Genomic DNA, 25,017 nt, shown 5'->3' with positions numbered 1-25,017 from the left:
CCATGCCCATCCACCCCCAGGAACCCGACCGGGCCAGGTCGGATCCGGTCGAACCGGTCCCGGAAGGCGCCGTACGCCCTCCTCGCGGGGATTTGCCGCAACCGGGCCCGCCAACCCGGCCGGAAGCGGCGAACGGCGAACCGGGACCCGACGCCGCCGGCCCCGCGCCTGCCGAGGACGAGTACACGACCGCGATCCAGGAGCTGGAGGACCGCTGGCGGCGCGCACTCGCCGACCTCGACAACCTTCGCAAGCGTCACGCCAGGGAACTGGAGCGCGAACGGGCGGTCGAGCGGTCCCGCACGGCGGCCGCCTTCCTGCCCGTCCTCGACAACCTCGAACTCGCCCTGACCCACGCCGGCGCCGATCCGGGCGCGATCGTGGAGGGCATCCGGGCGGTCCGCGACCAGGCGGTGAACGTCCTCCAACTGCTCGGCTACCCGCGGCACGCGGAGACCGGCGTCGCCTTCGACCCGGCCCGGCACGAGGTGGTCGGCGTCGTCCAGGACCCCGACGCCCCACCGGGCACGGTCGTCGAGGTGCTGCGCCCCGGCTACGGGGACGGCGAGCGGCAGCTCAGGCCGGCCGCGGTGACCGTCGCGAAGCGGGAGTGACCGGTCATGGCGCGGGACTTCTACGAGGTGCTGGGCGTGTCGCGGAGCGCGAGCCAGGACGAGATCCAGCAGGCGTATCGCAAACTCGCCCGCAGGTACCACCCCGACGTCAACAAGGACCCCGGGGCGGAGGAGCGTTTCAAGGACCTCAACGAGGCATACAGCGTCCTGTCCGATCCTAAGACCCGGGCCCGCTACGACCGCTTCGGCGAGGACTTCCGCAAGATCCCCGAGGACTTCGACGAACGGGTCGCGGCCGGAGCGGGCGGCGGCTTCCGCGCTCGGAGGACAGCAGGCGGGGGCGGTCCTCGCGTCCGGTACACCACCGGCTTCGGCGACGACTTCGGAGCGGAGGGCATCGACATCGAGGACCTTCTCGGCTCCATGTTCGGAGCCGGCGCCGCCCGAGGCGGCGTCCCCGGAGCGGACCAGGAGGCCGAGCTGCCGCTCACCGTCGAGGAGGCGTACCGAGGCGGCCGTCGCACCGTCACACTCACCGGTCCCACCGGGCAGCCGCGGCGGTACGAGGTCGACGTGCCGCCGGGCGTCACCGACGGGCAGCGCATCCGGCTGGCGGGCGAGGGCGGCCGGGGCAGTGGGGACGCCCCCGCGGGCGACCTGTACCTGCGGGTGCGTATCCAGCCCCACCCCCGGTTCCGGCTGGACGGCCGCGACGTGCACGTCCACGTCCCGGTCGCTCCCTGGGAGGCGGCCCTGGGTGCGACCGTGCCGGTGCCCACCCCCGGCGGTGGCACGGCCAAGGTCACGGTGCCCGCGGGCTCGTCCAGCGGCCGGCGGCTGCGGCTGCGCGGCGAGGGCATGCCGAACCCGCGCGGCGCGAACGGCGACCTGTACGCCGAACTCCGCATCATGGTGCCGCCCACCCTCGGCGACCGGGAGCGCGAACTGTTCGAGGAGCTCGCCGCCACCTCCTCGTTCGACCCCAGGAGGACGCGATGAACGACCGACCCGCGGGAGCGGCAGGCATCGGCCGGGCCGGCGTGGGCGACCGTCCGGTACGGACGGGCGTCGACGTCACCGCCTCGACGGCTGTCCGGTACGCGCTCGTGCCCGCTCCCAGGCTCTCCCTGGACGCCGTGGCCCGTCGCTCGGGCCTCCACCCCGATCTGATCCGCCGGTTCGTCGCCCTCGGCCTGATCGACGCCGAACGCGACGCCGCGGGGCGCCTGGTGTTCGACCCCACGGCCCCGGCGGTCCTTGCCCGCATCCAGCGGCTGCGCACCGGACTCTGCCTCAACTACGCATCCATCGGCCTGGTGCTCGACCTGCTCGACCGCATCAGCCTGCTCGAAGCCGCCCTGCGCGGCCGCGGCATGAGGAGTGAAACACCCCCATGGACATGAACCGTCTCACCCAGAAGTCCCAGGAAGCCCTCCAGGAGGCCCAGACCGCGGCCGGCCGCATGGGGCACACCGAGGTCGACGGGGAACACCTGCTGCTCGCACTTCTCGATCAGGAGGACGGTCTGATCCCGCGGTTGCTGCAACAGGCCGGCACCGAGCCGAAGGAACTGCGCGCGGCCGTGCGCGAGGAACTCTCCCGCCGCCCGAAGGTCACCGGCCCCGGCGCGGCACCCGGCCAGGTCTTCGTCACCCAGCGCCTCGCCCACCTGCTCGACGCCGCCGAACGGGAGGCCAAACGCCTCAAGGACGAGTACGTGTCCGTGGAGCACCTCCTGCTCGCCCTGGCTGAGGAGAGCTCTTCAACCGCCGCCGGGCGACTGCTCAAACAGGCCGGCATCACCAGGGACTCGTTCCTGAGCGCGCTCACCCAGGTCCGCGGCAACCAGCGCGTCACCTCCGCCAACCCCGAAGTGGCCTACGAGGCTCTGGAGAAGTACGGCCGCGACCTGGTCCTCGAGGCTCGGTCCGGGCGGCTGGACCCGGTCATCGGCCGTGACGCGGAGATCCGCCGCGTCACCCAGATCCTCAGCCGCAAGACCAAGAACAACCCCGTCCTCATCGGCGACCCCGGCGTCGGCAAGACCGCCATCGTCGAGGGCCTCGCCCAGCGCATCGTGCGCGGCGATGTCCCCGAGGGTCTGCGCGACAAGACGGTGTTCGCCCTCGACATGGGCTCCCTGGTCGCCGGCGCCAAGTACCGCGGCGAGTTCGAGGAACGCCTCAAGGCCGTGCTGAGCGAGGTCAAGGCCGCCCAAGGGCGGATCCTGCTCTTCGTCGACGAACTCCACACCGTCGTCGGCGCAGGCGCCGCCGAAGGGGCCATGGACGCGGGCAACATGCTCAAGCCGATGCTCGCCCGCGGCGAACTCCACATGATCGGCGCCACCACCCTCGACGAGTACCGCAAGCACATCGAGAAGGACGCCGCCCTCGAACGCCGCTTCCAGCAGGTCCTGGTCGACGAGCCGAGCGTGGAGGACACCATCTCCATCCTGCGCGGACTGCGCGAACGCCTCGAGGTCTTCCACGGCGTGAAGATCCAGGACACCGCGCTGGTCTCCGCGGCCACCCTCAGCCACCGCTACATCACCGATCGATTCCTGCCCGACAAGGCCATCGACCTCGTCGACGAGGCGTGCGCCCGGCTGCGTACCGAGATCGACTCGATGCCCGCCGAACTCGACGAGATCACCCGCCGCGTCACCCGCCTGGAGATCGAGGAGGCGGCCCTGTCCAAGGAGACCGACCCCGCCAGCAAGGCCCGCCTGGAGGAGCTGCGCAGGGAACTGGCCGACCTGCGCGGTGAGGCCGACGCCAAACACGCCCAGTGGGAGGCCGAACGGCAGGCGATCCGCCGCGTGCAGGAACTGCGCCAGGAACTGGAGCAGGTCCGCCACGAGGCAGAGGAGGCCGAACGCGCCTACGACCTCAACCGCGCCGCCGAACTCCGCTACGGCCGCCTCCAGGACCTGGAGCGCCGACTCGGCGCAGAGGAGGAGCAACTGGCCGCCAAACAAGGGCAGAACCGGCTGCTGCGCGAGGTCGTCACCGAGGAGGAGATCGCCGAGATCGTCGCCGCCTGGACCGGCATCCCCGTCGCCCGCCTCCAGGAGGGCGAACGCGAGAAACTGCTGCGCCTCGACGAGATCCTGCGCGAGCGCGTCATCGGCCAGGACGAGGCCGTCAAACTCGTCACCGACGCCATCATCCGCGCCCGCTCCGGCATCCGCGACCCTCGCCGCCCCATCGGGTCGTTCATCTTCCTCGGCCCCACCGGCGTCGGGAAGACCGAGCTGGCCAAGACCCTCGCCCGGACTCTGTTCGACTCCGAGGAGAACATGGTCCGCCTCGACATGAGCGAGTACCAGGAGCGGCACACCGTCAGCCGGCTCATGGGGGCCCCGCCCGGATACGTCGGCTACGAGGAAGGCGGCCAGCTCACCGAGGCCGTACGCCGCAAGCCGTACTCGGTCGTGCTGTTCGACGAGATCGAGAAGGCGCACACCGATGTCTTCAACACCCTGCTGCAGATCCTCGACGACGGCCGCATCACCGACGCCCAGGGCCGCACCGTCGACTTCCGCAACACCGTGATCATCATGACGTCCAACATCGGCTCCGAGCACCTCCTCGACGGCGCCACCGCCGAGGGTGAGATCAAGCCCGACGCCCGCGCCCTGGTGATGGGCGAGCTGCGCGGGCACTTCCGCCCGGAGTTCCTCAACCGCGTCGACGACATCGTGCTGTTCAAGCCGCTCGGCGAGCGGCAGATCGAGCGGATCGTGGAGCTGCAGTTCGACGAGCTGCGCCGCCGGCTCGCCGAACGCCGCATCACCGTCGAACTGACCGCCGCTGCCCGGGAGTTGATCGCCCACCAGGGCTACGACCCGGTGTACGGGGCCCGGCCGCTGCGGCGTTACATCTCCCACGAGGTCGAGACACTGGTCGGACGCGCCCTGCTGCGCGGCGACGTCCAGGACGGCGCGACGGTGCGCGTCGACGCCGAGCACGCAGAGCTGGTGGTCACCTACGACCAGCCCGGGGACGTGAAGGGAGCGAGGGCGGCATGAGTACCGTGCAAGCCACCAACGTCACCTGCCCGCACTGCGGGCGCGCCAACCGGGTACCCGTGGCCGCCGAGGGCCGCCCCAGGTGCGGCAACTGCAAGCAGCCTCTGCCGTGGATGGCCGACGCGGGCGACGACGACTTCACCGAGGTCGTCGAGCAGGCCACCGTGCCCGTCGTCGTCGACCTGTGGGCCACCTGGTGCGGCCCCTGCCGCATGGTGAGCCCCGCGCTGGAGAAGGTCGCCGCCGATCTCGCGGGAACGATCAAGCTGGTCAAGGTCGACATCGACAAGAACCCGCGCCTGGCGCGGCGGTTCGAGGTCCAGGCGGTACCGACGCTGCTGGTCCTCGACAAAGGACAGACCATCGCCCGGCAGGCGGGTGCCGCACCTGCCCCTGCCCTGCGGCGGTGGGTGGAGCAGTCGATCGCGGGCCGCGAACCGGCCGGGAAAGGGTGATCGGCCATGACCGTACGGGCCGACCCCCACCTCGCCCTCGTACGCCCCGTCACCCCGCGCGCCCCGGGGTGCGAGGAATGCCTGGCCACGCGTTCCCCCTGGGTCCACCTCAGGCTCTGCCTGACCTGCGGCCACGTCGGCTGCTGCGATTCCTCGCCGAACCGGCACGCCCGCCGTCACGCCGCCGCCGACGGCCATCCGATCGTGGCGTCGCTGGAGCCCGGCGAGGACTGGCGGTGGTGCTTCGTCCACGAGGCGTTCGTGTGATGCCCGGCGACGAGACGCGGCCGGGCGCAGCGCCTGTGCCGGACGAGGTGGAGGAGAGCGTCCCCTTCGAGACGCCCGACATCTACGGCGCCTATCCCCGCCTGCCGGACGACCAGATGGCCCGCCTCGCGCAGCATGGCCGGAGGCGCCCGGTTGACGCCGGTGACGTGCTGATCCGGGAGGGGGAGCGGTGCGAGACGTTCTACGTCGTCCTCAGTGGCTCGGTCGCCATCGTCGAGGGCTACGGCACACCCGGCGAACGCCTGCTGCGTGTGCACGGCCCTGGCCGCTTCATCGGCGAACTCGGCCTCCTGAACGGACAGGTGGCCTTCTACACCGCCGTGGTCAGGGACCCCGGCGAGATCCTCACCCTGTCCATGGATCAGCTGCGTGACCTGGTGACCCGGGACTCCACCCTTGGTGATGTGGTGCTGCGCGCCTGCCTGGGCCGCCGTGCCCTGCTCGTCGGGCAGGGCACCGGTTTCCGCATCATCGGCTCGCGCTACTCGCCCGACACCCGGCGGCTGCGCGAGTTCGCCGCCCGCAACCGGCTGCCGCACCGCTGGATCGATCTGGAGACGGACGAGGAGGCCGAAGCGCTGCTGCGCCGCTTCGCGGTCGGTCCGGAGCAGACGCCGCTGGTGATCTGGCGGGACACGACCTTGCTGCGCAATCCGAGCAACGCCGAACTGGCCCGGTTCATCGGCCTGCCGCCCCTGCCGTCGGGCAACGGCCGCGGCGATCTCCTGATCGTCGGCTCCGGTCCGGCCGGTCTCGCCGCCGCGGTGAACGCCGCCTCGGAGGGCCTCGGCACGACCGTGGTCGAGGCGATGGCCACCGGCGGCCAGGCCGGGACGTCCTCCCGCATCGACAACTGCTTCGGCTTCCCCTCCGGCATCTCCGGCGCCGAACTCACCGAGCGCGGGGTGCTCCAGGCGGGCAAGTTCGGCGCCCGGATCAGCGTCCCGGCGGAGGCGGCCCGGCTCGAACCGCGGGACGGCCACTACGCCGTCAGGTTCGCCGACGGCAGCGAGATCACCGCCCGTACCGTCGTCCTGGCCACCGGCGCCCGCTACCGCCGCCTCCATGTGCCCGGCATCGAGCCGTTGGAGGGCGCGAGCGTCCACTACTCGGCGACCGTCTACGAGGCCCAGCAGTGCCGTACCGACCCGGTGGCGGTGGTCGGCGGCGGCAACTCCGCGGGCCAGGCCGTGCTCTTCCTGGCCGGGTACGCACCGCAGGTGTATCTGCTCGTCCGTGGGCCGAGCCTCGAGGCGCACATGTCCCGCTACCTGATCGATCAGATCGAGCGCCACCCGCGGGTGCGCGTGCTGCTGCACACCGAGATGACCGAGGCACTCGGCGACAAGGCGCTGGAGGCGGTCACCGTGGTCGACCACCGTACGGGCGAGCATCGCCACCTCGCGGTGCGGGCCCTGTTCGTCTTCACCGGCGCAGACCCTCACACCGAGTGGCTGTCCGGCGCGCTCGCCCTCGACGCGCGCGGCTACGTGCTCACCGGCGCGGAGGCGCAGGCGTGCTCCGTTCCCGAACTGTGGCAGAGCCAGGGCCGCGACTGCCTGACGTTGGAGACCAGCCTGCCTGGCGTCTTCGCCGCCGGCGACGTCCGCAGCGGCTCGGTGAAGCGTGTGGCCTCCGCGGTCGGCGAAGGCGCGATGAGCATCCACTTCGTGCACCGCTACCTGGGCCACACGGCCGCGCACGGCGGCACCGACAGCTCACCGCACACCCGTCCGAAGGAGTCCGCTTGGCTCGCATGACACCCAGCGGGCGACGAGATCACGAGAAGGAAGCGATGGGAATGACCACGCCCGTCCGGCGCCACCGCGGTGGCGCAATGCAGGACATCGACGTCGAAGTCAACGGCCAGGAGCTGGTGGTCACCGGAGAGATCAAGGAGAAGGAACGCAAAGGCGTCCTGCGCCGGAGCGCCCGCCGCACCGGAGCCTTCGAGTACCGGCTGCGGCTGCCCGGAGAGGTCGACACCGAAAAGATCAATGCGCAGATGTCGGACGGGGTGCTCACCATCACCGTCCCCAAGGCCGAGGTCGCAAAGCCGCGGCACGTCGAGATCAGCGAGACGAGTGAAAGTACCGAGAGCAGCGGCTGAGACGCGAACGCCGCGGTTCCGGGCACCCATCCGGCACCGCGGCCGGGCCGGCGAGGCTCGACACCCGGGGCGGCTCATGAACGACGTCCGACATCACAACCCCTCACGGCGGCGGAGACGCAGCACGCGGCTCCCCATCGGCTTCCTTTCAGCGCCGCAGACGCCAGGCGCGCAGCAGCCGAAGGGGGAGCAGACCCAGCGGTGCTCGCCGGCCCATGTCCGCCTGGTCCTCGCGGTCGAATGCCCGTGCGTAACGCTCGGCGTCCTGGGCCGTCGGATATCGCTTGATTCCCTCCGCTCCGCACCCACGCGCGCAGTGCCAGAGCATCGTGTCGCCCTCATGGAGAAAGCGAAAACGGTGTCCCAGAAGGTGGCAGCGCAGCACAGCAGACCACCCTATGCGGACCTGTCCATTCCGGCCCGTTCTGCCCCTCTCCAGGCAACAGCCCATGGTCCTGAACGAGGAGGCGTGGCATGACCACCACCGCCGAGCTCGGTGTCGTCACGACCAAGGTTCCCGCCCGGCTTGACCGGCTGCCGTGGTCCCGATTCCATTGGCGGATCGTCGTCGGTCTGGGAGCCGTCTGGATTCTGGACGGACTCGAAGTGACGATCGTCGGGGCGGTTGCCGCCCGTATGACCGAGCCGGGCAGCGGCATCAACCTGACCAGCGCCGACATAGGCACTGCCGCCGCCATCTACGTGGCAGGCGCATGTGCGGGCGCTCTCCTGTTCGGGAGACTCACCGACCGCTACGGGCGCAAGAAGCTGTTCATGCTCACGCTCGGCATCTACATCCTCGCCACCGTCGCGACCGCGTTCGCCCACGACGCCTGGTACCTCTGCCTCGCCCGCTTCATCACCGGTATGGGCATCGGCGGAGAGTATGCCGCGATCAACTCGGCCATCGACGAGCTGATTCCGGCCCGCAACCGCGGGCAGGTGGATCTGGCCATCAACGGCAGCTACTGGGTCGGTGCGGCGCTCGGCAGCCTGGTCGCCGTGCTGCTTCTCAACGAGAGTCTGCTGGCAGCCGACCTCGGCTGGCGGCTGGCCTTCGGCCTGGGCGGCATTCTGGGCCTGGGCATCATGCTGGTCCGCCGCCATGTGCCGGAGAGTCCGCGCTGGCTGTTCATCCACGGGCATCAAGCCGAGGCCGAACGCATCGTCGACCGGATCGAGGCCGAGGTGCGCCAAGAGAGCGGCCGCGAGCTGCCGGAACCGGGCGAGGCGGTCACCGTACGGCAGCGCGACGTCATCCCGTTCACGGAGATCGCCGGCGTGGCTCTGCGGCGGTACCCGCGTCGCGCCGTTCTCGGTCTGGCGCTCTTCATCGGACAGGCGTTCCTGTACAACGCGATCGTCTTCGACCTGGGCACGATCCTGAACGGCTTCTTCGACATCGGCTCCGGCTCGATCCCCTACTTCCTTGCCCTCTTCGCGATCGCCAACTTCCTCGGACCACTCCTTCTCGGCCGACTGTTCGACACCGTCGGCAGAAAGCCGATGATCACGGGCACCTACTTCGGCTCGGCCGTCGTGGCAGCCGTCCTCGCCTTCCTGCTGATCAACGGCTCCCTGACGACATGGTCGTTCTTCCTGCTGGTCTCGCTGACCTTCTTCGTGGCGTCCGCGGGAGCGAGCTCGGCCTACCTGACGGTGAGCGAGGTCTTCCCCATGGAGACCCGGGCCCTGTCCATCTCACTGTTCTTCGCGATCGGCACGGCCGTGGGCGGAATCACCGGCCCGCTGCTGTTCGGCCACTTGATTCACAGTGGCGATGCCGACCTGGTGGCCATCGGCTTCCTCATCGGAGCGGCAGTCATGGCGCTGGGCGGGGTGGCCGAGGTCTTCTTCGGTGTGCGGGCCGAACAACAGTCCCTGGAGAACATCGCCCGGCCGCTCACCGCTGAGGAAACCGAGGCAGCCTGGCGCAACGAGCCCGCGCCGCAGGACGCACGAGACCGCCTCCGGCCCGCGCACGTTCGGCAGGCCGCGCACGAGCGGGAACTGCGGATCGCCGACCGCACCGCCCGCCGCCGGGAGCGGGAGCGCGCCGGAGCCCGCCGCTACCGCCCGGGCACCGGACCGGGCAGCACCCTGTACTCGCCGGGGATGGCCGGCACCGCTGGCACGGCAAGCCGTACGTCCGCCATGGCCGAACAACGCCTCGACGACGAGATCGAACAGATCACCCACGCGCTCCAAGAAACCGGCCCGACCAGCCGCGACCGACTCGAACAGGTGGTGGGTGGCCGTTCCTGGGGCCCCGGGCGCTTCCGCCGTGCCCTGCGTGAGTCCGTGCGGGAGTCCCGGGCCAAGGGCCTCGCGAACGGCAGCTACGCGCCGGCGGACGGACCCGGCAGACCCGACAGCGCACCGGGCGACCTCCATGACCAGCGGTGACCGGAGCGGGCAGAAGGATGGCAGCGATGAAATACGACGGATTCCTCGCCCGTGTACGCGAGCGAGGCGAATACAACGACCAGGACGAAGCCGCGGACGTCACCAACGCCGTGCTGGAAGTGCTGGCCCAACGGATCAGCCCGGGAGAGGTCAAGGACCTCGCATCCCAGCTGCCCGGCCCGCTGGGACAGGTTCTGGACCATGCCACGCCGCAGCAGGCGCGGGGCTTCGGGATCGAAGAGTTCTACCGCCGGGTCGCCGAGCGCACCCATGCCCGGCCGCGTACGGCGCAGTGGGACGCCAGCGCGGTCCTGACCACCGTCGCCGACGCTGTCACCGGCGGAGAGCTGAATCAGATCATCAGCCAACTCCCCTCCAGCTACGCGGTCCTGTTCGGCAAGCCCGACCTCGCGGACTGAGCCCGTGAGGCGCGGTGGTTGCCGAGCGTGATGATCGTGGAAATGTACGACGGACAGGTGCCAACCATGTCCAACATTTGCGTTCGAAGAGCCGGCCGCCGGCACAGGACCACCGGGCGCTGAGCAGTGCCAGCATCGGCCGGTCCGCCGAGCACGCCTGCGACGGCGGGCAGCGCAGGCGCTGTCGTTGTCCCGCGGACAGCCGACCCATCAGTCCGGCCCCCATGGCTGGCTCCTCCCCGGTTCGTGCCCATCGCGGAAGTCAACTCGGGTGGCAGGGCGTTGCCGGACTCCGGGATCAGCGCTCCGATCACGCCGAGGGCCGCTCCCCTCAGCCGGTGGGCGACGCGCATCAGGCTAAGCATGGGCAGCGACAGCAGCGCGATCTGCTCCGGCGGGCTGATCATGGCGATGACAGGGCGGGTGTTGTCCCGGTAGGGCAGGTCCGTCACCCTTCTTCAGCCGTCTCGCGACCTCCGTCGGCCACCCCGGATAGGCCACGAGAACGACGACGAGCCGCGGCCGCTGGGCTGAACAGGCGGCGCTGGGGGTGCGGTCATCGATCGCCCTGTACGCGAGAGTGCCGGTTTGTGAAGTGCAGGTCGGCCCGGGGTCGCACGCCCGCCGAGCACAGCGCAGCCAGGAGGCGGCGGCGCGGCCGACGCGACCCGGCAGAACGTTCCGGCTAGGCTCACATCCGTGACGTGGTTGCGGGCCTTCGGGGAGGTCGTGCGATCCGGGCTCACGATCGAGGAGACGCGGCTGGAGCCCCTGCTCGCGCTGCGCACGGCTGCTGGGGTGGCGATCGTCATCGGGCCGGCGCTGTGGCTGGTCTCTCCTGCGTACGCCGCGTCCGCCGCCCTCGGTGCCTACTCCGCGGGTGGGGCCACCTTCCAGCGCACCTGGCGTCCACGCAAGGTGATCGCGCTCGGCGCGGGCGCGGGTCTGGCACTCAGCACCTTCGTGGGCTACCTGGCGGCGGGACGACTCGTGACGTTCCTCCCACTGCTGGCCGTATGGGCCTTTGTCGCGGGGATGGCGTGGGCCGTCGGATCGACCGCTGGGATCGTCGCAGCGACGACCGTCGGCAGCATGCTGGTGACCATCACCCTGCCCACGAGCGTCGGGCGAGCCCTGGAGCACGCCGGGGTCATCGCGCTCGGGGGCGTGGTACAGGCCGTGCTGATCTTGCTGTTCCCGATCCGCCGTTGGGGGGCGCACCGTGACGCGCTCGCCGACGCCCTGGCCGCCGTGGCGGACTACGCCCGCCGGCTGCGGCACGACCCGACCGCCCCGTTCGACCCGGAGCCGTTGATGACGGCCCGGGACGCGGCCGCCGTGACGCCATCACAGGCCCGCACCCGTCCCCCCGTCCTGCACGGCCCCCGGGGACTCGCCGAGCGTATTCGGCCGGTCGTCGCCGCGCTCGCCGACCCGGACGTCGGCGCCCCGGCGGAGGGACCCGGGCGGGACCGCGCGCGGGAGTTGCTCGACGCGGCCGCCGACGTCCTGGATGCGGCCGCCCGTTCGATCCGCCGCGGCACTCCCGCCGAGGTGCCGCCCAGGAGCACGGACGTGCTGCGCGTCGACGAGGAGCACGAGGTGCTGGAGGGGCCCGCCCGGCAGGCCGCCGAGCGGCTCGTGGAACTGCTCGGCGAGGCGTTGGAGATCGCCGGGAGCGGCGGCGCGCGCGGGAGGACTCCCACGCCGCCCGGCCCCGCGGGCGCCCAGTTCCTGGTGCGCCCGACTATGTTCCGGCTGGTCCCGGTCGTCGTCCGGGCGGTCCGCCGTGAGCTCCGCCGGGACTCGCCCGTGTTCCGGCACGCCGTCCGCCTGGCGGCGGTGGCCACGCTCGGCTATCTGATCGCCGCCCGGCTCCCCCTGGGCCACGGCTACTGGGCGCCCATCACCTCGGTGATGGTGATGCGGCCGGACTTCCACCGGACGTACGCGCGCGCGGTGGCCCGTCTCGCCGGGACCCTGGCGGGGGTCGCGCTCGCCACCGTGATGGTGCGGGCCCTGGGCCCGGACGCCCATGTGTTCGGCGCGCTGGCGGTGGTCTCGGCGGGCCTGTCGTACACGCTGATCCGTACCGGCTACGCCTACTCCCAGTGCTTCACTGCCGCGTACGTCGTCTTCCTGCTCGGCATGGGCGGCCAGGCATGGGAGCAGACGGTCCCGGAGCGGGTGGTGCTCACCCTGCTCGGCGGGGCCCTGGCAATGCTGGCGTACGTGGTGTTCCCCGCATGGGAGACGCCCCGGCTGCCGGGCCGGCTTGCGGACTGGCTCGCCGCCAACGGCCGCTACGCGGCCGCGGTGCTCCGCAGCTACGCCGAACCGACCCGGGAGCATCGCGCCGACATGCGCAGGGCACTGCTGGCGAGCAGGGAGGCACGTGCCGCCTGGCAGGAGGCATACGACCGGGCAAGGCAGGAACCGGTCCGCCCCAGGGGTCTGACGTCGCGCGAGGCGGAGGAGGCGCAGGAGGCGCTCAAGGGGTTCGGCCGGGCGGCGATGCTCATGGAGAGCCACGTCCCACGGGCCGACAGCCGTTTCGTCCCCGAGGCGGAGCGGTTCGCCGAGGCACTGGAGGCGGACACCGCGCAGGCGGCAGTCGACGTGCGCGAGCACAGGAATCCGGACTGGGGGCGCGTGGAGGAGGCCCTCCACGCGTGGGAGGGCTCCGCCGCCGGGGACCGGAGCCCGGTGGTGCGGCGCGGGGCGGAACTGCAGAAGCAAGCCTTGGAGGACCTTGCGACGGCCGTGAGCCGCACACCCCTGGAACGGGACGTCGGCTCCGCTCGCGAGGAGCAGCGGGTGCGGGCGGCCGCGGCGGCGGAAGGTGACGGATCAGGACCCGCGCCCCGGGGTGGGTGACGGCGCCGGCGACGGGGAGCGCCGCGCCTCCTGGAGCGGGAAGTAGTCTCCCGGCCGCGTCGAGCGCCGCCACACGTACGTCGCTGTCGCCATCACGAGGATCAGCCCCGCCAGGATGAGCAGTTCGATCCCCTCGACGTTCCACCGGAAGGACTTCTCCGCTTCGGCCGTCACGATGAGCACCTTGCGGATGCCGGCAATCAGGCCGACGACGAGGAACGGCTCCGCGTCGAGGGTCTGGTTCCTGATGGTGAGGCGGACGGTGTGGAGCAGCTCGGCCACGATGAACAGCACAAGGCCGTTGTCCAGGGCGGAGAGAACGACCGTCTCCTCGCGGTACGGACCCTGGATCGACCTGATGACGTCGTGGACGACCCCGACGGTCAGGAGCCCCGCGAGCAGTACGAGGAGCGCCGCGACGACGAGGTGGATGCCGTCCTCGATGAGCTGCAGGAGGCCCTGTACCCGGCCGCCCTCGATCTTCGGGAGAATGGGTCGCACAGTCAGCATGCTAGGGGTGCGGCGGCCCGCAGGCGCGGCGTGCTGCCGAACGGGTGCCGCCGCATCGCCAGGGGCATCCGCTGACAGGCGGACACCGTGACGGCGCCCCTGGTGGCGGACGAGCAGGGCGACGTGTCCGACGTGGCCGAAATCGCCGGCACCCGTCTGGAGGACGGCAACTGGGACATCGGCGTCTTCCTCACCGACCTGCCGAGCCGGATGGAGCGCAACCCGGTCAGCACCGAGGTCGACCCTGAGCACAGGGTCGCTCTGATCTCACTGCCCGCCCTCGGCTCCCGGCGTCTGCGGCGCCGGGTGCGGCAGACGGTGGTCGGTGTCGTCAGGCGACAGGCCACGCAGGACGAAGAGCTGCTGGAAGGCCCAGTGGTCGATCACGATGCCGCGGTCGTCAATGATGGTCACGTCATGGCTGGCGCTGGCCCAGTCCCATCCGACGAACATCAATCCCAGCCCTTCTGCCGGAGTTGGTGGTTGACTCCGCAGGTGACGAGACCCAGCTGCCGGTTCCTCATTGTTCGGCCCTCGGTCGGGCATGTCCTTGACGCCGGTCTGGGGCCCCGGCGTGTCAGGGGCGGCAAAACTCAAACTGGCCGTCGAGCGCAGCACGGCAACGAGGCCGTCCCCCAACACCCACCGAGGGAGTCACAACCCATGGATTGGGCCGCAGCATCAATACTTGCCCAATGAGGCAACGGACGATTTCGCGCCGGGTCTTACCCTCCTTGATCCGGCGCTCGTAATAGTCCTGCGTGCGCGGGTCGACCCGCAGACGGGTGAACACGATGCGATGGAGCGCCGCATTGGCCTGACGATCACCACCACGGGGTAGGTGAAGCAACTCGCGCGGGCATCGTACAAACGGACCCGCCGCAGCGCGTTCTCGGCCATGCTCTGAACGATCCCCGGTTTCGCTAACCGGGGATCGCCTGCTACGTATCGCGCTGCACGACGAGAGCCTGCCCGTCGCAGTTATACCGGCCTCAGTCAGGAGGCCAGCCGGTAGGACCGCAGGGCGGGGGTCGCACCGCCCGTGACGAGCACCAGCAGTCCGTCGTCGGTGAGTCGGTCGAGGTTGCAGGCCACGACACGCTCTGAACTGTCAACGGCTCGGACAACGTGCCGTGTTGCAACTCCGGGGTGCACCGCGACGTGGAGAGGGCGCCGTAGTCATCCCTCTCCTGGGCGTTGCACGCGGTCGAGGCGCTGAGCGCCAAGAGGATGGGGGCGGTCAAGCGGGCGGATCGGAGAGCGGGATTCGAGCGCCCGAACGCCTCCGGCCTCGACTGGGAGGTCGGCTGGAACCGATCGTCGTCGATGAGTCGACATGGGAGCCGACCACGCATCAAGGCATCAGCATCTGGGGCCACACCCCCGTCGGGCAGACCATCGTCGACAAGCTCGATCAGTTCCGCCTCGGCGCCCGCTCGCTCGTGCGCTCCCTCGCGAGCCCCGAGAGCTGCCCGGAGGTGCCCTGAAGGCCGTGATCGCAGCCGGCTCAGTACCGGCTCAGGATCGCGCTGAGATCCGGGGCCGCCGTCTGTGCCGTCCGCGCGAGCGCCCGCTCCTCCACCGCCGCGATGTGCTGGAACGCGAGCCGGCCCGCGCGCTCGGCGTCCCCCGCGTCCAACAGGTCGATGAGTTCCTCGTGTTCGGTGATGGACTGGATCTGGTCGTGCGGATGACCGTAGATCGAAAGGATCAGGGCGCAGCGCCAGACGACCTCGGTGAGGTAGCGCTCCAGGAGCGGGTTCCCGCTGAACTCGCCCAGTTTTACGTGGAATTCGGCGGCGAGGCGGCCGGAGAGGCGGTGGTCGCGACGGTTCGTCGCGTCCCGCTCGGCCCGTACGTGCTCGCGCAGCGCTGATGACGCCGCAGGGTCCCACTGCGCCGCCACGAGCCGGATCGCCTCCTGCTCCAGACAGCGTCGCATCTCGAAGACCGCCTTGGCGTCCTCGGCGCTCGGGCTCGCCACCATCGCGGACTTCGCCTTGCCCGAGTCGACGAGCCCGGCCGCGACGAGCCGGGCAAGCACGGCCCGCACCAGTGTCCTGCTGACGCCATACTGCGCGGCCAGGGTGTCCTCGGGCAGCTTCATGCCGGGCGGCAGCGCCGCTTCGACGATGGCTGTACGCAGGCTCACAAAGGCTGCTTCGGCGCGCTGCGCGGGGCGGTCGACTGAGGGATGCATGGAGTGACTCTAGCCGTTGTGTATACGGAAAAGCGTTCCGAACCTCCCATGCGGACTGGCAACCTGGCGGAAATCAAGCGGTGATCCGGGCGCAACGTTCTGCTGCTCGTATACGGAAATCACCATTTCAGTATACAGAAACAACGCGGCCGGTTCCGGCAGCGCAACAGCGCGGACAGCGCAGCAAGGAGCCCGGATGCCGCACGTGGTGCTCAGCCTGACCGACCAGCAGCTCGAACTCGTCGACGCCTCCGTCACGGCCCAAGAGGCCGTCTCCCGCGCCGACTTGGTGCGGCTCGCGCTGGCCGAGTCGGCCGCGGGGATACGGAAGCGGCCGCATCCCCGGATCACCGGACGCCCATGGCGCTGGTTCGACGGACTCGCCCAGGAGCCCCCGGGCGAACGCAAGGAAGTGGCCCGCTGGGAGATCGCCCCCGGTACAGGCAAGGCCATCGAGGTGCCGGCCGGACACGTGTTGCGCATTGAGCAGCTGTACGGCAATCAATGTGTCGACCTCAACGCGTTCAACCTGCACGACTATCGCGAGGCCATGCACGTAGGACGTACTCGTACGCTGCACGGACTCCACCCGGGGCAGGGCGACTTCCTGTGGTCCGCGCCGCCGCGCGAGCGCGCCATGATGTACCTGCTCACCGACACCGCGGACCTGAACGACACGCTCTTCCCACGGTGCAGCGCCACCATGTACGCCTCCATGCACGGCTTCGCCGAGCACACCAATTGCGCCGATATCCAGGCCGAGGCGCAGCGCGAGTACGGGCTCACCCCCGACGACGTGCACGACTCGTTCAACCTCTTCATGGCGACCCGGGTCGTCGACGGGCAGGCCGAGATCGTGCGCCAGCGGACCGCCCCTGGCGACCACGTCGAACTGCTCGCCCTGATGGACGTCCTCGTCGTCCCCAACATCTGCGGCAACGACATCATGAGCACCAGCAACTACACGCTCTCCCCGGTGCTCGCCGTCCTGTACACCGCGTCGCGGGCCGAGATCGATACGGCGCCCGAGGTCCTCGCGTACGACACCCAGCGCACCCCGGACCAGTTCCGGCAGCCGCACATCCGCGCCGAGCGGAGCCTGGAGCGCGACCCGGCCTATGTGCCCGACTTCCCGCGCACTCCAGTCCGGACGGTGGAGCTCGCGGTCGAACTCGGCGAGGAGGAGCTGGCGGCGCTGGATTCCGTGCGTCGGTCCGATCTGTACACCGACGACGCGGGGGCCCTGCGCGACGTACTCCTGTCGTGGTGGGTGGCCAGCCATGGCTGAGCGGACCGTATCCGTGCCCACCGCATCTGTTCCCACACGTGAAACGCACGTCGTCATGGGCGAGTTGAGTGCCTACGAGCGCTACAAGCTCATGGCCGGTCTCATCGTCCCGCGGCCGATCGCGTTCGTCACCACCGTCAGCGTTGACGGGGTGGTCAATGCGGCGCCCTTCAGCATGTTCGCCATGGTCGGCGAGGAGCCACCGCTGGTGATGATCAGCCTCGACCGGCGGGTGGGCGGCGCTCGCAAGGACACCGCGATCAACATTGACGCGACCGGTGAGTTCGTGGTCCATCTCGTCGACGAGGCACTCGCGCAGCAGATGCACGACTGCGGTTTCGCCCACCCGCCCGAGGTCGACGAACTGCGCCACGTCGGCCTCACCGCCGCCCCCACCACCCAGGTCGCGCCGCCGCGGATCGCCGAGGCGCCGGTCGCCCTGGAGTGCACCCTGCACGAGCGCCTGCAGACGGCGAGCCGGGACATCTACTTCGGCCGCATCGAGCACCTGTGGGCCCGCGAAGGGCTGATCGACCCGGAGCGTTGGCACGTACGGCTCACCGACTACCACCCGGTGGGGCGGTTCGGCGCGAGTTTCTACGTCACCAGCCGCGACCGTTTCGCCCTGAGTTCACGGGACGGCGACGGCGCCGGAGCCCCGCCCGCCCACCGCACCGAGATCGACTCGCTGTGACCCGGCCCACCGAAGGAGTCACCAGGATGACGGTTCGCCCCGTTCGCCCCGTTCGCCCCGCTCTTCCAGCGGCGCTCTGTGCCGCCGCGCTGTTGTTCCTCACCGCGGCCTGCGGTTCCGGCTCGGGCGCCGGGTCCGACGGCCTCCGCAGCGCGGACAAGTACAAGGTCGGCTCCACCGATCTGTCCGGAGTCTGCCCGAAGAAGGTGGTCATCCAGACCGACTGGAACCCACAGGCCGAGCAGGGTGGCCTGTACAAGCTGCTCGGGCCCGACCCGGTCATCGACTCCTCCGCCAAGCAGGTGCGGGGGCCGCTCTTCGCGGGCGGCTCCTGGACCGGCGTCGACGTGGAGATACGGGCGGGCGGCCCGGCGATCGGCAACCAGCCGGTGCCGGTGCAGATGTACACCGACCCCGACATCATGCTCGGCTGGGTCAACACCGACGAGGCCGTGCAGAACTCCGCGGACAAGCCCGTCACCCAGGTCTTCGCCACCTTCGACAAGGCCCCCTGGATGATCATGTGGGACCCGAAGAAGTATCCAAAGGTCAAGACGATCAAGGACCTTGGGAAGACGGACGCGACCGTGCGGTACTTCGACGGCGCGACCTGGATGGACTATCTCCTCGGCAAGGGCATCCTGCGCCGTGACCAGATCGACGCCAGCTACGACGGTTCGCCCGCGGCCTTCCTCGCGGCCGGCGGCAAGGACGCCCAACAGGGCTTCGCCACCGTGGAGCCGTATCTCTACGAGCACGACCTGAAGGAGTGGGACAAGCCGGTCGCCCACCAGTTGATCAATGACACCGGGTATCCGCTGTACGCCGTGGCGCTGTCCGTACGCAGCGAGGACGTGACCGCGCAGTCGAAGTGCCTGAAGAAGTTGATCCCCGTCGTGCAGCAGTCGACTGTTGACTACTTCGCCGACCCCGCCCCGGTGAACAAGCTGATCGTCAAGGCTGTCGATGCCTTCGACACCGGCTGGGTCTACACGAAGGGGCAGGCCGCCGACTCCGCGAAGCGGCAGCTCGCGGAGGGCATCGTCAGCAACGGCGACGACCGCACCATCGGCGACTTCGACCAGGCGCGGGTGCGGAAGATCCTCGACATCACCACCCCGATCCTGACCCGCAACGGCACCGCGCCGGCCGACGGTCTGAAGGCGCAGGACGTGGCCACCGACCAATTCCTGGACCCGTCCATCGGGCTTGCAGAGAGCAAGAAGGGGTGACGTGACGATGTCGGATCTCATGCTCGACTTCCGCGGCGTCGGGCTCACCTACCCCGGCGGCACCACGGCCCTGGAGTCCGTCGATCTCCAAGTGGGGCGCGGCGAGTTCGTCGCCGTGGTGGGACCGTCGGGCTGCGGCAAGTCGTCGCTGCTGCGGATCGCCTCCGGACTCGGGCGGGCCAGCGAGGGCGAGGCGATCGTCGACGCCAAGCGCCTCGGTTACGTATTCCAGGAGGCGACCCTGCTGCCCTGGCTGAGCGTGCTCGACAACGTGGCGCTCTTCCCCCGACTCACGGGGGCGGGTAAGCCGGCCCGCAGGGAGCGGGCGCGCGAGGCCCTGGCGACGGTCGGTCTCGACGGGTTCGAGGACCATCTGCCGCACCAGCTCTCCGGCGGCATGCGGATGCGGGTCTCACTGGCGCGCTCGCTGACCCTCGAACCCGACCTGTTCCTCTTCGACGAACCCTTCGGCGCGCTCGACGAGTTGACGCGGCAGCGCCTTGGCGAGGAGGTCCTTCGGCTGTTCGCCGAGATGCGGTTCGCCGGTGTGTTCGTCACCCACTCGGTCAGCGAGGCGCTCTATCTGTCGACGCGGGTGATCGTCATGTCAGGGCGTCCCGGCCGGGTGGTCGACACCGTCGACGTGCCGTTCGGGATCGAGCGGGATCCGGGCCTGCGGTTCACGGCCGAGTTCGGGGCACTGTCGGAACGCATCAGCACCGCACTGCGGGAGGGGTACGCGGCATGAAGAAGTCTCAATCGGCAGCGTTGCGGCGGCAGTTCGGCAAGGTGGGGCCGCCGCTACTCGTCGCAGCCGGGATCGTCGGCGTCTGGTACCTCATCACGTACGTCGTACTCGACCCGGCCCGGCGTTTCCTGATGCCCGCGCCGCACACCGTGGTCACCGAGGCGTTCCTCGACGCCGATGTGCGCGGCGAGATAGCGGACGGGCTGTTGAGCACGGCGCAGGTGGCGTTCACCGGGCTCGCGGCGGCGGTCGTCATCGGCGTGCTGTGGGCGATCGCGATGAACCACGCCGGGTGGGTGGAGCGATCGCTGTTCCCGTACGCGGTGATGCTGCAGTGCATCCCAGTGCTCGCGCTCGTGCCGCTGATCGGCTTCTGGTTCGGCTTCGACTTCTTCGCACGGGTCGTCGTCTGCGTACTGATCGCGCTGTTCCCGATGGTGTCCAACACGCTGTTCGGGCTGCAGTCGGTGGAACGCGCGCAGCGCGAACTGTTCGCCCTGCAGGGGGCGTCGAGGTGGGTCGTGCTCACCCAGCTGAAACTGCGCGCGGCCCTGCCGGCGATCTTCGCGGGCGTACGGATCTCCGCGGGGCTCGCGGTGGTCGGCGCGATCGTGGCCGACTTCTTCTTCCGGCAGGGCGAGCCCGGGATCGGCGCCCTGATCAGCCGCTACCAGGCCCGCGCCCAGGCCCCGGAACTGTTCGCCTCGGTCCTCGTGGCATCGCTGCTCGGGGTGGCGGTCTTCACCGGGTTCGGGCGGCTGACCCGGCGGTGCGTGGGGCGGTGGTACGACGCCACGCGGTGACGGGTCACCCGGAAGGCCGCGTCCTCGTTGGCGGGGGCCGGCGCTCCGGATGGACTGCCCGACGCGCGTGTCTTTTCGCGCGACCGGCACGTTCATGAACGTTCAGGATGTGAGATGGCCGAGGTGGCAACCCAGGCGCGTGAGAAGGACCCGGCACCCGCGGACCCGATGCCTGCGGGACAGCCGGCCGACCGGACCGATGCCGGGCTCCTTGTCGCCGCGCCGGTGCTGCACGCCGACGCGCTGACCAACCCCGCGGCGCTCGGACTCAGCATCAACGGCGGCCTCGCCGGTGAGGCGCTGCGCTCGGCGGGCGCCGTCGTGCATGCCCGGCCCGCAATCTCGTCGACCTGCTCGGCGTCACCCGCACGGTGAGGCGCTGCGCTCGGCGGGCGCCGTCGTGCACTCACCACACCACGCTAACTTCCGCACCTTGAGGGCGGACATGGCCCCCGCTTGTCCACGCCGCCCACACCGGTCCGTCACAACTGGTCAGGCCACCAGGACGGGGTGCCGGACCACCGCGTCGAAGAAATAGCCCTGCGTGTTGAGGGCCGTGGTCTGCGGCTGACTGCGGCCCGTCGTGTCGGTGGCGCGGGCCAGCAGCGTGTACGTCCCTGGAGTCGCCGGACGCCAGTCGGTGGACCAGCGGACCCAGCCCGCGCGGCGCGGGGCGTCGTGCAGACGGGCGCGGCGCCAGGTCGTACCGCCGTCGGTGCTCACGTCGACACGGACGACGCCACCGGCGCCGGACCAGGAACGGCCGGTGAGGCGGTGGTCCTCGGCGACCGGGAGACTCGCGTTCCAGGGGAGCTCGAAGGCGCTCTTCAACGTCTGATGGGTGAGGGGCGTGCTGCCGCCCTCGGGGTAGGCGTCGCCGAACAGCCGGTAGAAGTCGGTGTTCCAGGGCGAGTACAGGGGTTGAGCGGCCACCTCGATGTCGCCGACCCACTTGATCGAAGCGATGCCCACCCAGGAGGGCACGAGCAGGCGCACCGGGTGGCCGTGGTCCGGGGGCAGCGGTTCGCCGTTCATCTCGTACGCCAGCAGTACGTCGTCCAGCGCCTTCGACAGCGGCAGCGGGCGGCGGACATGACCGAGGTTCGTGCCGTCCGCGGTGACGTACTCGGCGTCGAGGCCGCGCGGCATGATGTCCACGGCGCGGTGCGTGAGCCCGGCCCGGCGCAGCACCTCGGCCAGCCTGACGCCCTTCCAGCGGGCCGTGCCGATCGCGCCGAGCGTCCACGCCGTGCCGGTGACCGTCTGGCCCTGCTGCGTCGTGAAGAAGCTGCGGCCGTTGCCCGCGCACTCCACGAACGCGGTCCGGGTGGTGGCCGGGAGCCCCTTCAGCTCGTCCAGCGTGAACTCGACGGGTTCGTCGCCCGCGAGGCCGTCTCCCCATACGGTCAGCTTCCAGGTGCCCGCGTCCAGGACCGGGGTGGCCGTGTGGTTGCGTACGAAGAAGTGGTCTATGGGGGTGTGGTAGCCGGTGCCGGCGAGGGACGGGAACTTGGTCTCGGCGTTGGTGCCGCGGACGGTGAACCAGTCGTCGGGGAGGGGTTTGACGATGCCCGGGGCGGCGGCCGTGGCGGTGCTCCCGGCGGAGCCCTCGGTGGCGGCCGCGGCTGGTGCGGCCAGGGCTGCCGGGGCGGCCGCGGTGAGTCCGGCCGCGGCGAGCAGCCTGAGCAGGTCGCGCCGGGCGACTCCGTCGGCACGGGCATCGCCCGCCAGCCACTGGCGGAGTCTGCGGCGGTCGTAGGTGGATTCGGGGCGGGACACGTGCGACATGGAAGGGCCTGCCTTTCGGACCGTACGAGGCGGGAGGCGGGAGGCGAACGCGCGCGGCACGGCGATGTCGACCGTGCGAGGGGACGGCGCTCGGGGCGGCACTCCGTGGGTGCCTGAACCAGGAGGTGGCTACGGCGTCTGCTGCGGGAGTGCGGCAGCCGTGACGCGTACCGCGGCCGTGGCGAGGATCAGCGACAACAACCGCGCGACAGCTGCGCGCGGGACCGCGGGGCGGAGCGGTGGTCGCCGAGGATCATGGGCGCCATGATACGAGCCCGGGGCTCAACTCGCCGGGGAATCGGGCCAGTCCGCGTCCGGCACAGCCCTGACCACCTCGCCGTCAGAGCTCGCCCGGTGCGCCGAGGCCCGTCAGCGCGCCGACCGGGTCGAGATCGGGGGTGCCGCGGGGCCACCAGTCGTCCTGGCCCGGTTCGGATTCGTAGGCGTACCAGAGGCCGTTGTGACCGAGGCGGAGTTGGGCGTGCCCGCGGGGGTGGGTGAGGTGGTTGCGCCAAGGACGGAAGGCGGGGAGGTCGGCGGCGAGGAGGAGGGGGCGGGCGCGGTCGAAACGGCCCGCCGGTGGGTCCCAGGGCTCTTCGAGGACGGCCAGCCCTTCGAAGCCGCCCTGCCGCCAGGCGGCGACCGCCCGCGCCAGGTCGGCCGTGGTGCGTCCGGTGGCGGAGGCGAGCGAGGAGTAGAGCGCGCGGGTCGCGGCGGTCAGGCCGGAGCCGGGGCGGGCGGCGGCCAGGCGCACCGCGTCCTGCCAGAGTGTCAGATCCGCCACCGGGTCGCGGCCCGTGGTGAGCAGCGCGTACGCGCGGGACGCCGCGTCCGTGGCCAACTGGTCGAGCGCGAACGGGTCCGGGCCGCCCGGCCCGCCCGGATAGGTCGGCGGCTGCTCGGGGTGCGCGGGCGGCGGCAGCGGCGCGGGAAGCGGCGCAGGTGTGCGCCGCGCGAGGGCGTCTCGGGCGCGTACGCCGGGCAGGGGCGCCGGTTCCTGTTCCTGCGCGGCGCGGGCCGCGCGGGCGGCGTTGCGGCGGGACAGCGCGTCGAGCAGCTCGCGTTCGCCCCGGCCGCGCAACAGGAGCAGCACGAAGGGGTCTTCGTCCAGCAGGCGTGCCATCTGGTAGCAGAGGGCGGCCGCGTGCTTGCAGGGGTGGCCGGAGTCGGGGCAACTGCAGTGCGGTTCGAGCTCGCCGGGGCCGGGGAGCAGCGCGATCCCGCACTCCGCGAGCGACTTGGGCATCTCCTTGTCGAGCAGCGCGGCGATGTGGCCGGGCCGCTCGGCGGCGGCGTCGAGGAACCGGTCCCAGTCGCCGTCGTCCAGTGTCCGCAGCCTGACCTGCACGCGATACGGCCGCGGACGGCTCCCGTGCACGTAGGCGAGCACCAGCCCCGGCGTGACCGTGATGGCATCGACGTGCCCCTTCCCGGCATACGCCCGCCCCCGCGCCAACCGCGCCGCGTCCAGCGCCCCCTCCTCCAGGGCGCTCACCCACGCGTGGCCCCACCACGTCTCCGCGAAGCCGTCCGCGTCCGACGCCCGCACCGGGAAGGCGGCGAAGGTACGACGCAACTCGCCGTCACGCCCCGGGGATCCCATCGACCGCGGCACACGTCCGGCCGGAGGCGCGCCACGTGACCCGGCCGGCTCCGGGTGCACGGGCGAGGGCCCCACACGCGGGGCGCCGGTCGGCTCCGGGTGCGCGTCACGGGGCATCGCGCGCACGGCGCCGGTCGACTCCGGGTGCGCGTCCGGGGTCGCCACGCGTGCGGCACCGATCGGCCCCGGGTGCGCGTCACTGTCACGGGGCATCGCGCGTACGGCGCCTGCCTGTACGGGGGCGGCGTCATCGGGGGTCGGCTCGGATGCGCCGCCGGACGGCTCCCGGTTCTCGTCCGGGGCGGCCTCGCGTGCGCTGTAGGGCGGCTCCCGGTTCTCGTCCGGGGCGGCCTCGCGTGGGCTGCGGGGCGGTTTCGGGTACGCGGCGTGGGGCGCCGCGTGGATGGCTTCGGGCAGCTCGAAGGCCCCGGCGAGCAGATCGCGTATGTCCCGGGCCCGGGCCCCCCGATCGTGGCTCCGCGGGTCTCGTCGAGCCCGGGAACGCGTCGGCGAGGAGGCGGCGGACCGGCGCGCATCCTCAACTCCGTTGGCTCCAGCCTCCGTAACCCTCCTGGCTCCAGCGTCCGTGACCCCCCTGGCTCCGGCATCCGTAACCCCGTTGGACGCGGCGTCCGTCCGCGCCCGCCGCGCTTCGCCGCGCGCGGCGCGCAACGCCTCGCGCGCGATGTCACCGGGGCGCGCGCTCCCCGAGGCGCCGTCACCGGGACGGACCGCCGGGGCGGCCTCCGCCGTCGTGGGAGGCTCCTCCGGGCCGGGGCCGCCCACAGCACCGCCGGACGCCGGAGCCGCCACGGCGTCCGCACCCGCACCCGCACCCGCACCAGCACCAGCACCAGCACCAGCACCAGCACCAGCGGATCTACCGGCCGTGGACGCGCGTCGCAAAGCCTCCCGTGCCGCGTCGCCCGGCCTCGCTCCTGGGGAGGGAGCCCCCTCGGGCGGCGGGCCGTCCGTGTGACGGGCAGGC

At 71.2% G+C, this 25,017-nt stretch carries 22 protein-coding genes and 2 pseudogenes; 18 read left to right on the top strand and 6 right to left on the bottom strand.

What is annotated here, in order from left to right:
• The first annotated feature begins 2 nt into the window (after positions 1-2).
• The 11 genes from ACZ4WS_RS20320 to ACZ4WS_RS20270 all read left to right on the top strand — a co-directional run bounded on the left by ACZ4WS_RS20320 (position 3) and on the right by ACZ4WS_RS20270 (position 13,163).
• Complete coding sequence (locus tag ACZ4WS_RS20320; RefSeq protein WP_467982191.1) at positions 3-614, top strand: nucleotide exchange factor GrpE; 612 nt, start codon at positions 3-5, stop codon at positions 612-614.
• A gap of 6 nt (positions 615-620) precedes the next feature.
• Positions 621-1,574 (top strand): DnaJ C-terminal domain-containing protein, encoded by a 954-nt coding sequence (locus tag ACZ4WS_RS20315; protein ID WP_467982188.1) that lies wholly within the window; start codon positions 621-623, stop codon positions 1,572-1,574.
• The gene (locus ACZ4WS_RS20310) at positions 1,571-1,978 is read left to right on the top strand and encodes a chaperone modulator CbpM (protein WP_467982186.1); all 408 of its coding nucleotides are present in this window, start codon (positions 1,571-1,573) and stop codon (positions 1,976-1,978) included. The genes ACZ4WS_RS20315 and ACZ4WS_RS20310 overlap by 4 nt, the downstream gene beginning before the upstream one ends.
• Positions 1,969-4,608, top strand: coding sequence for an ATP-dependent chaperone ClpB (gene clpB / locus ACZ4WS_RS20305; protein ID WP_467982184.1), 2,640 nt, complete (start codon positions 1,969-1,971; stop codon positions 4,606-4,608). Before ACZ4WS_RS20310 ends, clpB begins: the two co-directional genes overlap by 10 nt.
• Positions 4,605-5,063 (top strand): thioredoxin, encoded by a 459-nt coding sequence (trxA, locus tag ACZ4WS_RS20300; protein WP_456210640.1) that lies wholly within the window; start codon positions 4,605-4,607, stop codon positions 5,061-5,063. The genes clpB and trxA overlap by 4 nt, the downstream gene beginning before the upstream one ends.
• A gap of 6 nt (positions 5,064-5,069) precedes the next feature.
• The gene (locus ACZ4WS_RS20295; protein ID WP_456210641.1) at positions 5,070-5,330 is read left to right on the top strand and encodes a UBP-type zinc finger domain-containing protein; all 261 of its coding nucleotides are present in this window, start codon (positions 5,070-5,072) and stop codon (positions 5,328-5,330) included.
• A complete protein-coding gene (locus ACZ4WS_RS20290) occupies positions 5,330-7,111 on the top strand; it encodes an FAD-dependent oxidoreductase (protein ID WP_467982181.1) in 1,782 nt (593 codons plus the stop codon). The genes ACZ4WS_RS20295 and ACZ4WS_RS20290 overlap by 1 nt, the downstream gene beginning before the upstream one ends.
• 41 nt (positions 7,112-7,152) lie before the next feature.
• Entirely contained in the window at positions 7,153-7,461 is a 309-nt protein-coding gene (locus ACZ4WS_RS20285; protein ID WP_467982179.1) for an Hsp20/alpha crystallin family protein, read from the top strand.
• A 474-nt stretch (positions 7,462-7,935) separates the two neighbouring features.
• The gene (locus ACZ4WS_RS20280) at positions 7,936-9,867 is read left to right on the top strand and encodes an MFS transporter (RefSeq protein ID WP_467982177.1); all 1,932 of its coding nucleotides are present in this window, start codon (positions 7,936-7,938) and stop codon (positions 9,865-9,867) included.
• 26 nt (positions 9,868-9,893) lie between these two features.
• Positions 9,894-10,286 (top strand): DUF2267 domain-containing protein, encoded by a 393-nt coding sequence (locus tag ACZ4WS_RS20275; RefSeq protein ID WP_467982175.1) that lies wholly within the window; start codon positions 9,894-9,896, stop codon positions 10,284-10,286.
• Between the two features lie 699 nt (positions 10,287-10,985).
• Complete coding sequence (locus ACZ4WS_RS20270; protein ID WP_467982173.1) at positions 10,986-13,163, top strand: FUSC family protein; 2,178 nt, start codon at positions 10,986-10,988, stop codon at positions 13,161-13,163.
• On the opposite strand, the gene ACZ4WS_RS20265 is transcribed toward ACZ4WS_RS20270, so the two are convergent.
• From ACZ4WS_RS20265 to ACZ4WS_RS20255, 3 genes and pseudogenes are all read right to left on the bottom strand, one after another.
• Entirely contained in the window at positions 13,137-13,673 is a 537-nt protein-coding gene (locus tag ACZ4WS_RS20265; protein WP_351311771.1) for a phosphate-starvation-inducible PsiE family protein, read from the bottom strand. The two genes, ACZ4WS_RS20270 and ACZ4WS_RS20265, sit on opposite strands and share 27 nt — an antisense overlap.
• Before the next feature lie 267 nt (positions 13,674-13,940).
• Positions 13,941-14,126 carry a hypothetical protein gene (locus tag ACZ4WS_RS20260; RefSeq protein ID WP_467982171.1) on the bottom strand — a complete coding sequence of 62 codons (186 nt, stop codon included), beginning with the start codon at positions 14,124-14,126 and terminating at the stop codon, positions 13,941-13,943.
• A 244-nt stretch (positions 14,127-14,370) separates the two neighbouring features.
• Positions 14,371-14,514, bottom strand: a pseudogene (locus tag ACZ4WS_RS20255) (IS110 family transposase); the annotation flags it as partial.
• Positions 14,515-14,957: 443 nt separating this feature from the next.
• Here ACZ4WS_RS20255 and ACZ4WS_RS20250 point away from each other — a divergent pair.
• Positions 14,958-15,160: pseudogene (locus tag ACZ4WS_RS20250) on the top strand (hypothetical protein); the annotation flags it as partial.
• Positions 15,161-15,180: 20 nt separating this feature from the next.
• Here the strand turns inward: ACZ4WS_RS20250 and ACZ4WS_RS20245 are convergent.
• Positions 15,181-15,873 (bottom strand): GntR family transcriptional regulator, encoded by a 693-nt coding sequence (locus ACZ4WS_RS20245; protein ID WP_467982169.1) that lies wholly within the window; start codon positions 15,871-15,873, stop codon positions 15,181-15,183.
• A gap of 196 nt (positions 15,874-16,069) precedes the next feature.
• Between ACZ4WS_RS20245 and ACZ4WS_RS20240 the strand changes: the two genes are divergently transcribed.
• From ACZ4WS_RS20240 to ACZ4WS_RS20215, 6 genes are all read left to right on the top strand, one after another.
• Positions 16,070-17,161 (top strand): DUF1989 domain-containing protein, encoded by a 1,092-nt coding sequence (locus ACZ4WS_RS20240; protein ID WP_467982168.1) that lies wholly within the window; start codon positions 16,070-16,072, stop codon positions 17,159-17,161.
• 55 nt (positions 17,162-17,216) lie between these two features.
• The gene (locus tag ACZ4WS_RS20235; RefSeq protein ID WP_467982166.1) at positions 17,217-17,855 is read left to right on the top strand and encodes a flavin reductase family protein; all 639 of its coding nucleotides are present in this window, start codon (positions 17,217-17,219) and stop codon (positions 17,853-17,855) included.
• Between the two features lie 26 nt (positions 17,856-17,881).
• Positions 17,882-19,087 carry a hypothetical protein gene (locus ACZ4WS_RS20230; protein WP_467982165.1) on the top strand — a complete coding sequence of 402 codons (1,206 nt, stop codon included), beginning with the start codon at positions 17,882-17,884 and terminating at the stop codon, positions 19,085-19,087.
• 7 nt (positions 19,088-19,094) lie between these two features.
• Positions 19,095-19,835 carry an ABC transporter ATP-binding protein gene (locus tag ACZ4WS_RS20225; RefSeq protein ID WP_467982274.1) on the top strand — a complete coding sequence of 247 codons (741 nt, stop codon included), beginning with the start codon at positions 19,095-19,097 and terminating at the stop codon, positions 19,833-19,835.
• The gene (locus ACZ4WS_RS20220; RefSeq protein WP_467982163.1) at positions 19,832-20,638 is read left to right on the top strand and encodes an ABC transporter permease; all 807 of its coding nucleotides are present in this window, start codon (positions 19,832-19,834) and stop codon (positions 20,636-20,638) included. The genes ACZ4WS_RS20225 and ACZ4WS_RS20220 overlap by 4 nt, the downstream gene beginning before the upstream one ends.
• Before the next feature lie 114 nt (positions 20,639-20,752).
• Entirely contained in the window at positions 20,753-21,013 is a 261-nt protein-coding gene (locus ACZ4WS_RS20215) for a hypothetical protein (RefSeq protein WP_467982161.1), read from the top strand.
• A gap of 117 nt (positions 21,014-21,130) precedes the next feature.
• On the opposite strand, the gene ACZ4WS_RS20210 is transcribed toward ACZ4WS_RS20215, so the two are convergent.
• Both ACZ4WS_RS20210 and ACZ4WS_RS20205 read right to left on the bottom strand, forming a co-directional pair.
• A complete protein-coding gene (locus tag ACZ4WS_RS20210; protein ID WP_467982159.1) occupies positions 21,131-22,426 on the bottom strand; it encodes a sulfite oxidase in 1,296 nt (431 codons plus the stop codon).
• 340 nt (positions 22,427-22,766) lie between these two features.
• Positions 22,767-24,842 (bottom strand): SWIM zinc finger family protein, encoded by a 2,076-nt coding sequence (locus tag ACZ4WS_RS20205; protein WP_467982157.1) that lies wholly within the window; start codon positions 24,840-24,842, stop codon positions 22,767-22,769.
• Positions 24,843-25,017: the final 175 nt, after the last annotated feature.

It is taken from the genome of Streptomyces sp. NPDC029292 (assembly GCF_055569295.1).
This window is presented reverse-complemented; position numbering and strand designations above follow the sequence as displayed.

Coding starts and splice junctions, on each gene's coding strand:
- ACZ4WS_RS20320 (WP_467982191.1), top strand. CDS start 3: ATGCCCATCCACCCCCAGGAACCCGACCGGGCCAGGTCGGATCCGGTC.
- ACZ4WS_RS20315 (WP_467982188.1), top strand. CDS start 621: ATGGCGCGGGACTTCTACGAGGTGCTGGGCGTGTCGCGGAGCGCGAGC.
- ACZ4WS_RS20310 (WP_467982186.1), top strand. CDS start 1,571: ATGAACGACCGACCCGCGGGAGCGGCAGGCATCGGCCGGGCCGGCGTG.
- clpB (WP_467982184.1), top strand. CDS start 1,969: ATGGACATGAACCGTCTCACCCAGAAGTCCCAGGAAGCCCTCCAGGAG.
- trxA (WP_456210640.1), top strand. CDS start 4,605: ATGAGTACCGTGCAAGCCACCAACGTCACCTGCCCGCACTGCGGGCGC.
- ACZ4WS_RS20295 (WP_456210641.1), top strand. CDS start 5,070: ATGACCGTACGGGCCGACCCCCACCTCGCCCTCGTACGCCCCGTCACC.
- ACZ4WS_RS20290 (WP_467982181.1), top strand. CDS start 5,330: ATGCCCGGCGACGAGACGCGGCCGGGCGCAGCGCCTGTGCCGGACGAG.
- ACZ4WS_RS20285 (WP_467982179.1), top strand. CDS start 7,153: ATGACCACGCCCGTCCGGCGCCACCGCGGTGGCGCAATGCAGGACATC.
- ACZ4WS_RS20280 (WP_467982177.1), top strand. CDS start 7,936: ATGACCACCACCGCCGAGCTCGGTGTCGTCACGACCAAGGTTCCCGCC.
- ACZ4WS_RS20275 (WP_467982175.1), top strand. CDS start 9,894: ATGAAATACGACGGATTCCTCGCCCGTGTACGCGAGCGAGGCGAATAC.
- ACZ4WS_RS20265 (WP_351311771.1), bottom strand. CDS start 13,673: ATGCTGACTGTGCGACCCATTCTCCCGAAGATCGAGGGCGGCCGGGTA.
- ACZ4WS_RS20260 (WP_467982171.1), bottom strand. CDS start 14,126: ATGTTCGTCGGATGGGACTGGGCCAGCGCCAGCCATGACGTGACCATC.
- ACZ4WS_RS20245 (WP_467982169.1), bottom strand. CDS start 15,873: ATGCATCCCTCAGTCGACCGCCCCGCGCAGCGCGCCGAAGCAGCCTTT.
- ACZ4WS_RS20240 (WP_467982168.1), top strand. CDS start 16,070: ATGCCGCACGTGGTGCTCAGCCTGACCGACCAGCAGCTCGAACTCGTC.
- ACZ4WS_RS20235 (WP_467982166.1), top strand. CDS start 17,217: ATGGGCGAGTTGAGTGCCTACGAGCGCTACAAGCTCATGGCCGGTCTC.
- ACZ4WS_RS20230 (WP_467982165.1), top strand. CDS start 17,882: ATGACGGTTCGCCCCGTTCGCCCCGTTCGCCCCGCTCTTCCAGCGGCG.
- ACZ4WS_RS20225 (WP_467982274.1), top strand. CDS start 19,095: ATGTCGGATCTCATGCTCGACTTCCGCGGCGTCGGGCTCACCTACCCC.
- ACZ4WS_RS20220 (WP_467982163.1), top strand. CDS start 19,832: ATGAAGAAGTCTCAATCGGCAGCGTTGCGGCGGCAGTTCGGCAAGGTG.
- ACZ4WS_RS20215 (WP_467982161.1), top strand. CDS start 20,753: ATGGCCGAGGTGGCAACCCAGGCGCGTGAGAAGGACCCGGCACCCGCG.
- ACZ4WS_RS20210 (WP_467982159.1), bottom strand. CDS start 22,426: ATGTCGCACGTGTCCCGCCCCGAATCCACCTACGACCGCCGCAGACTC.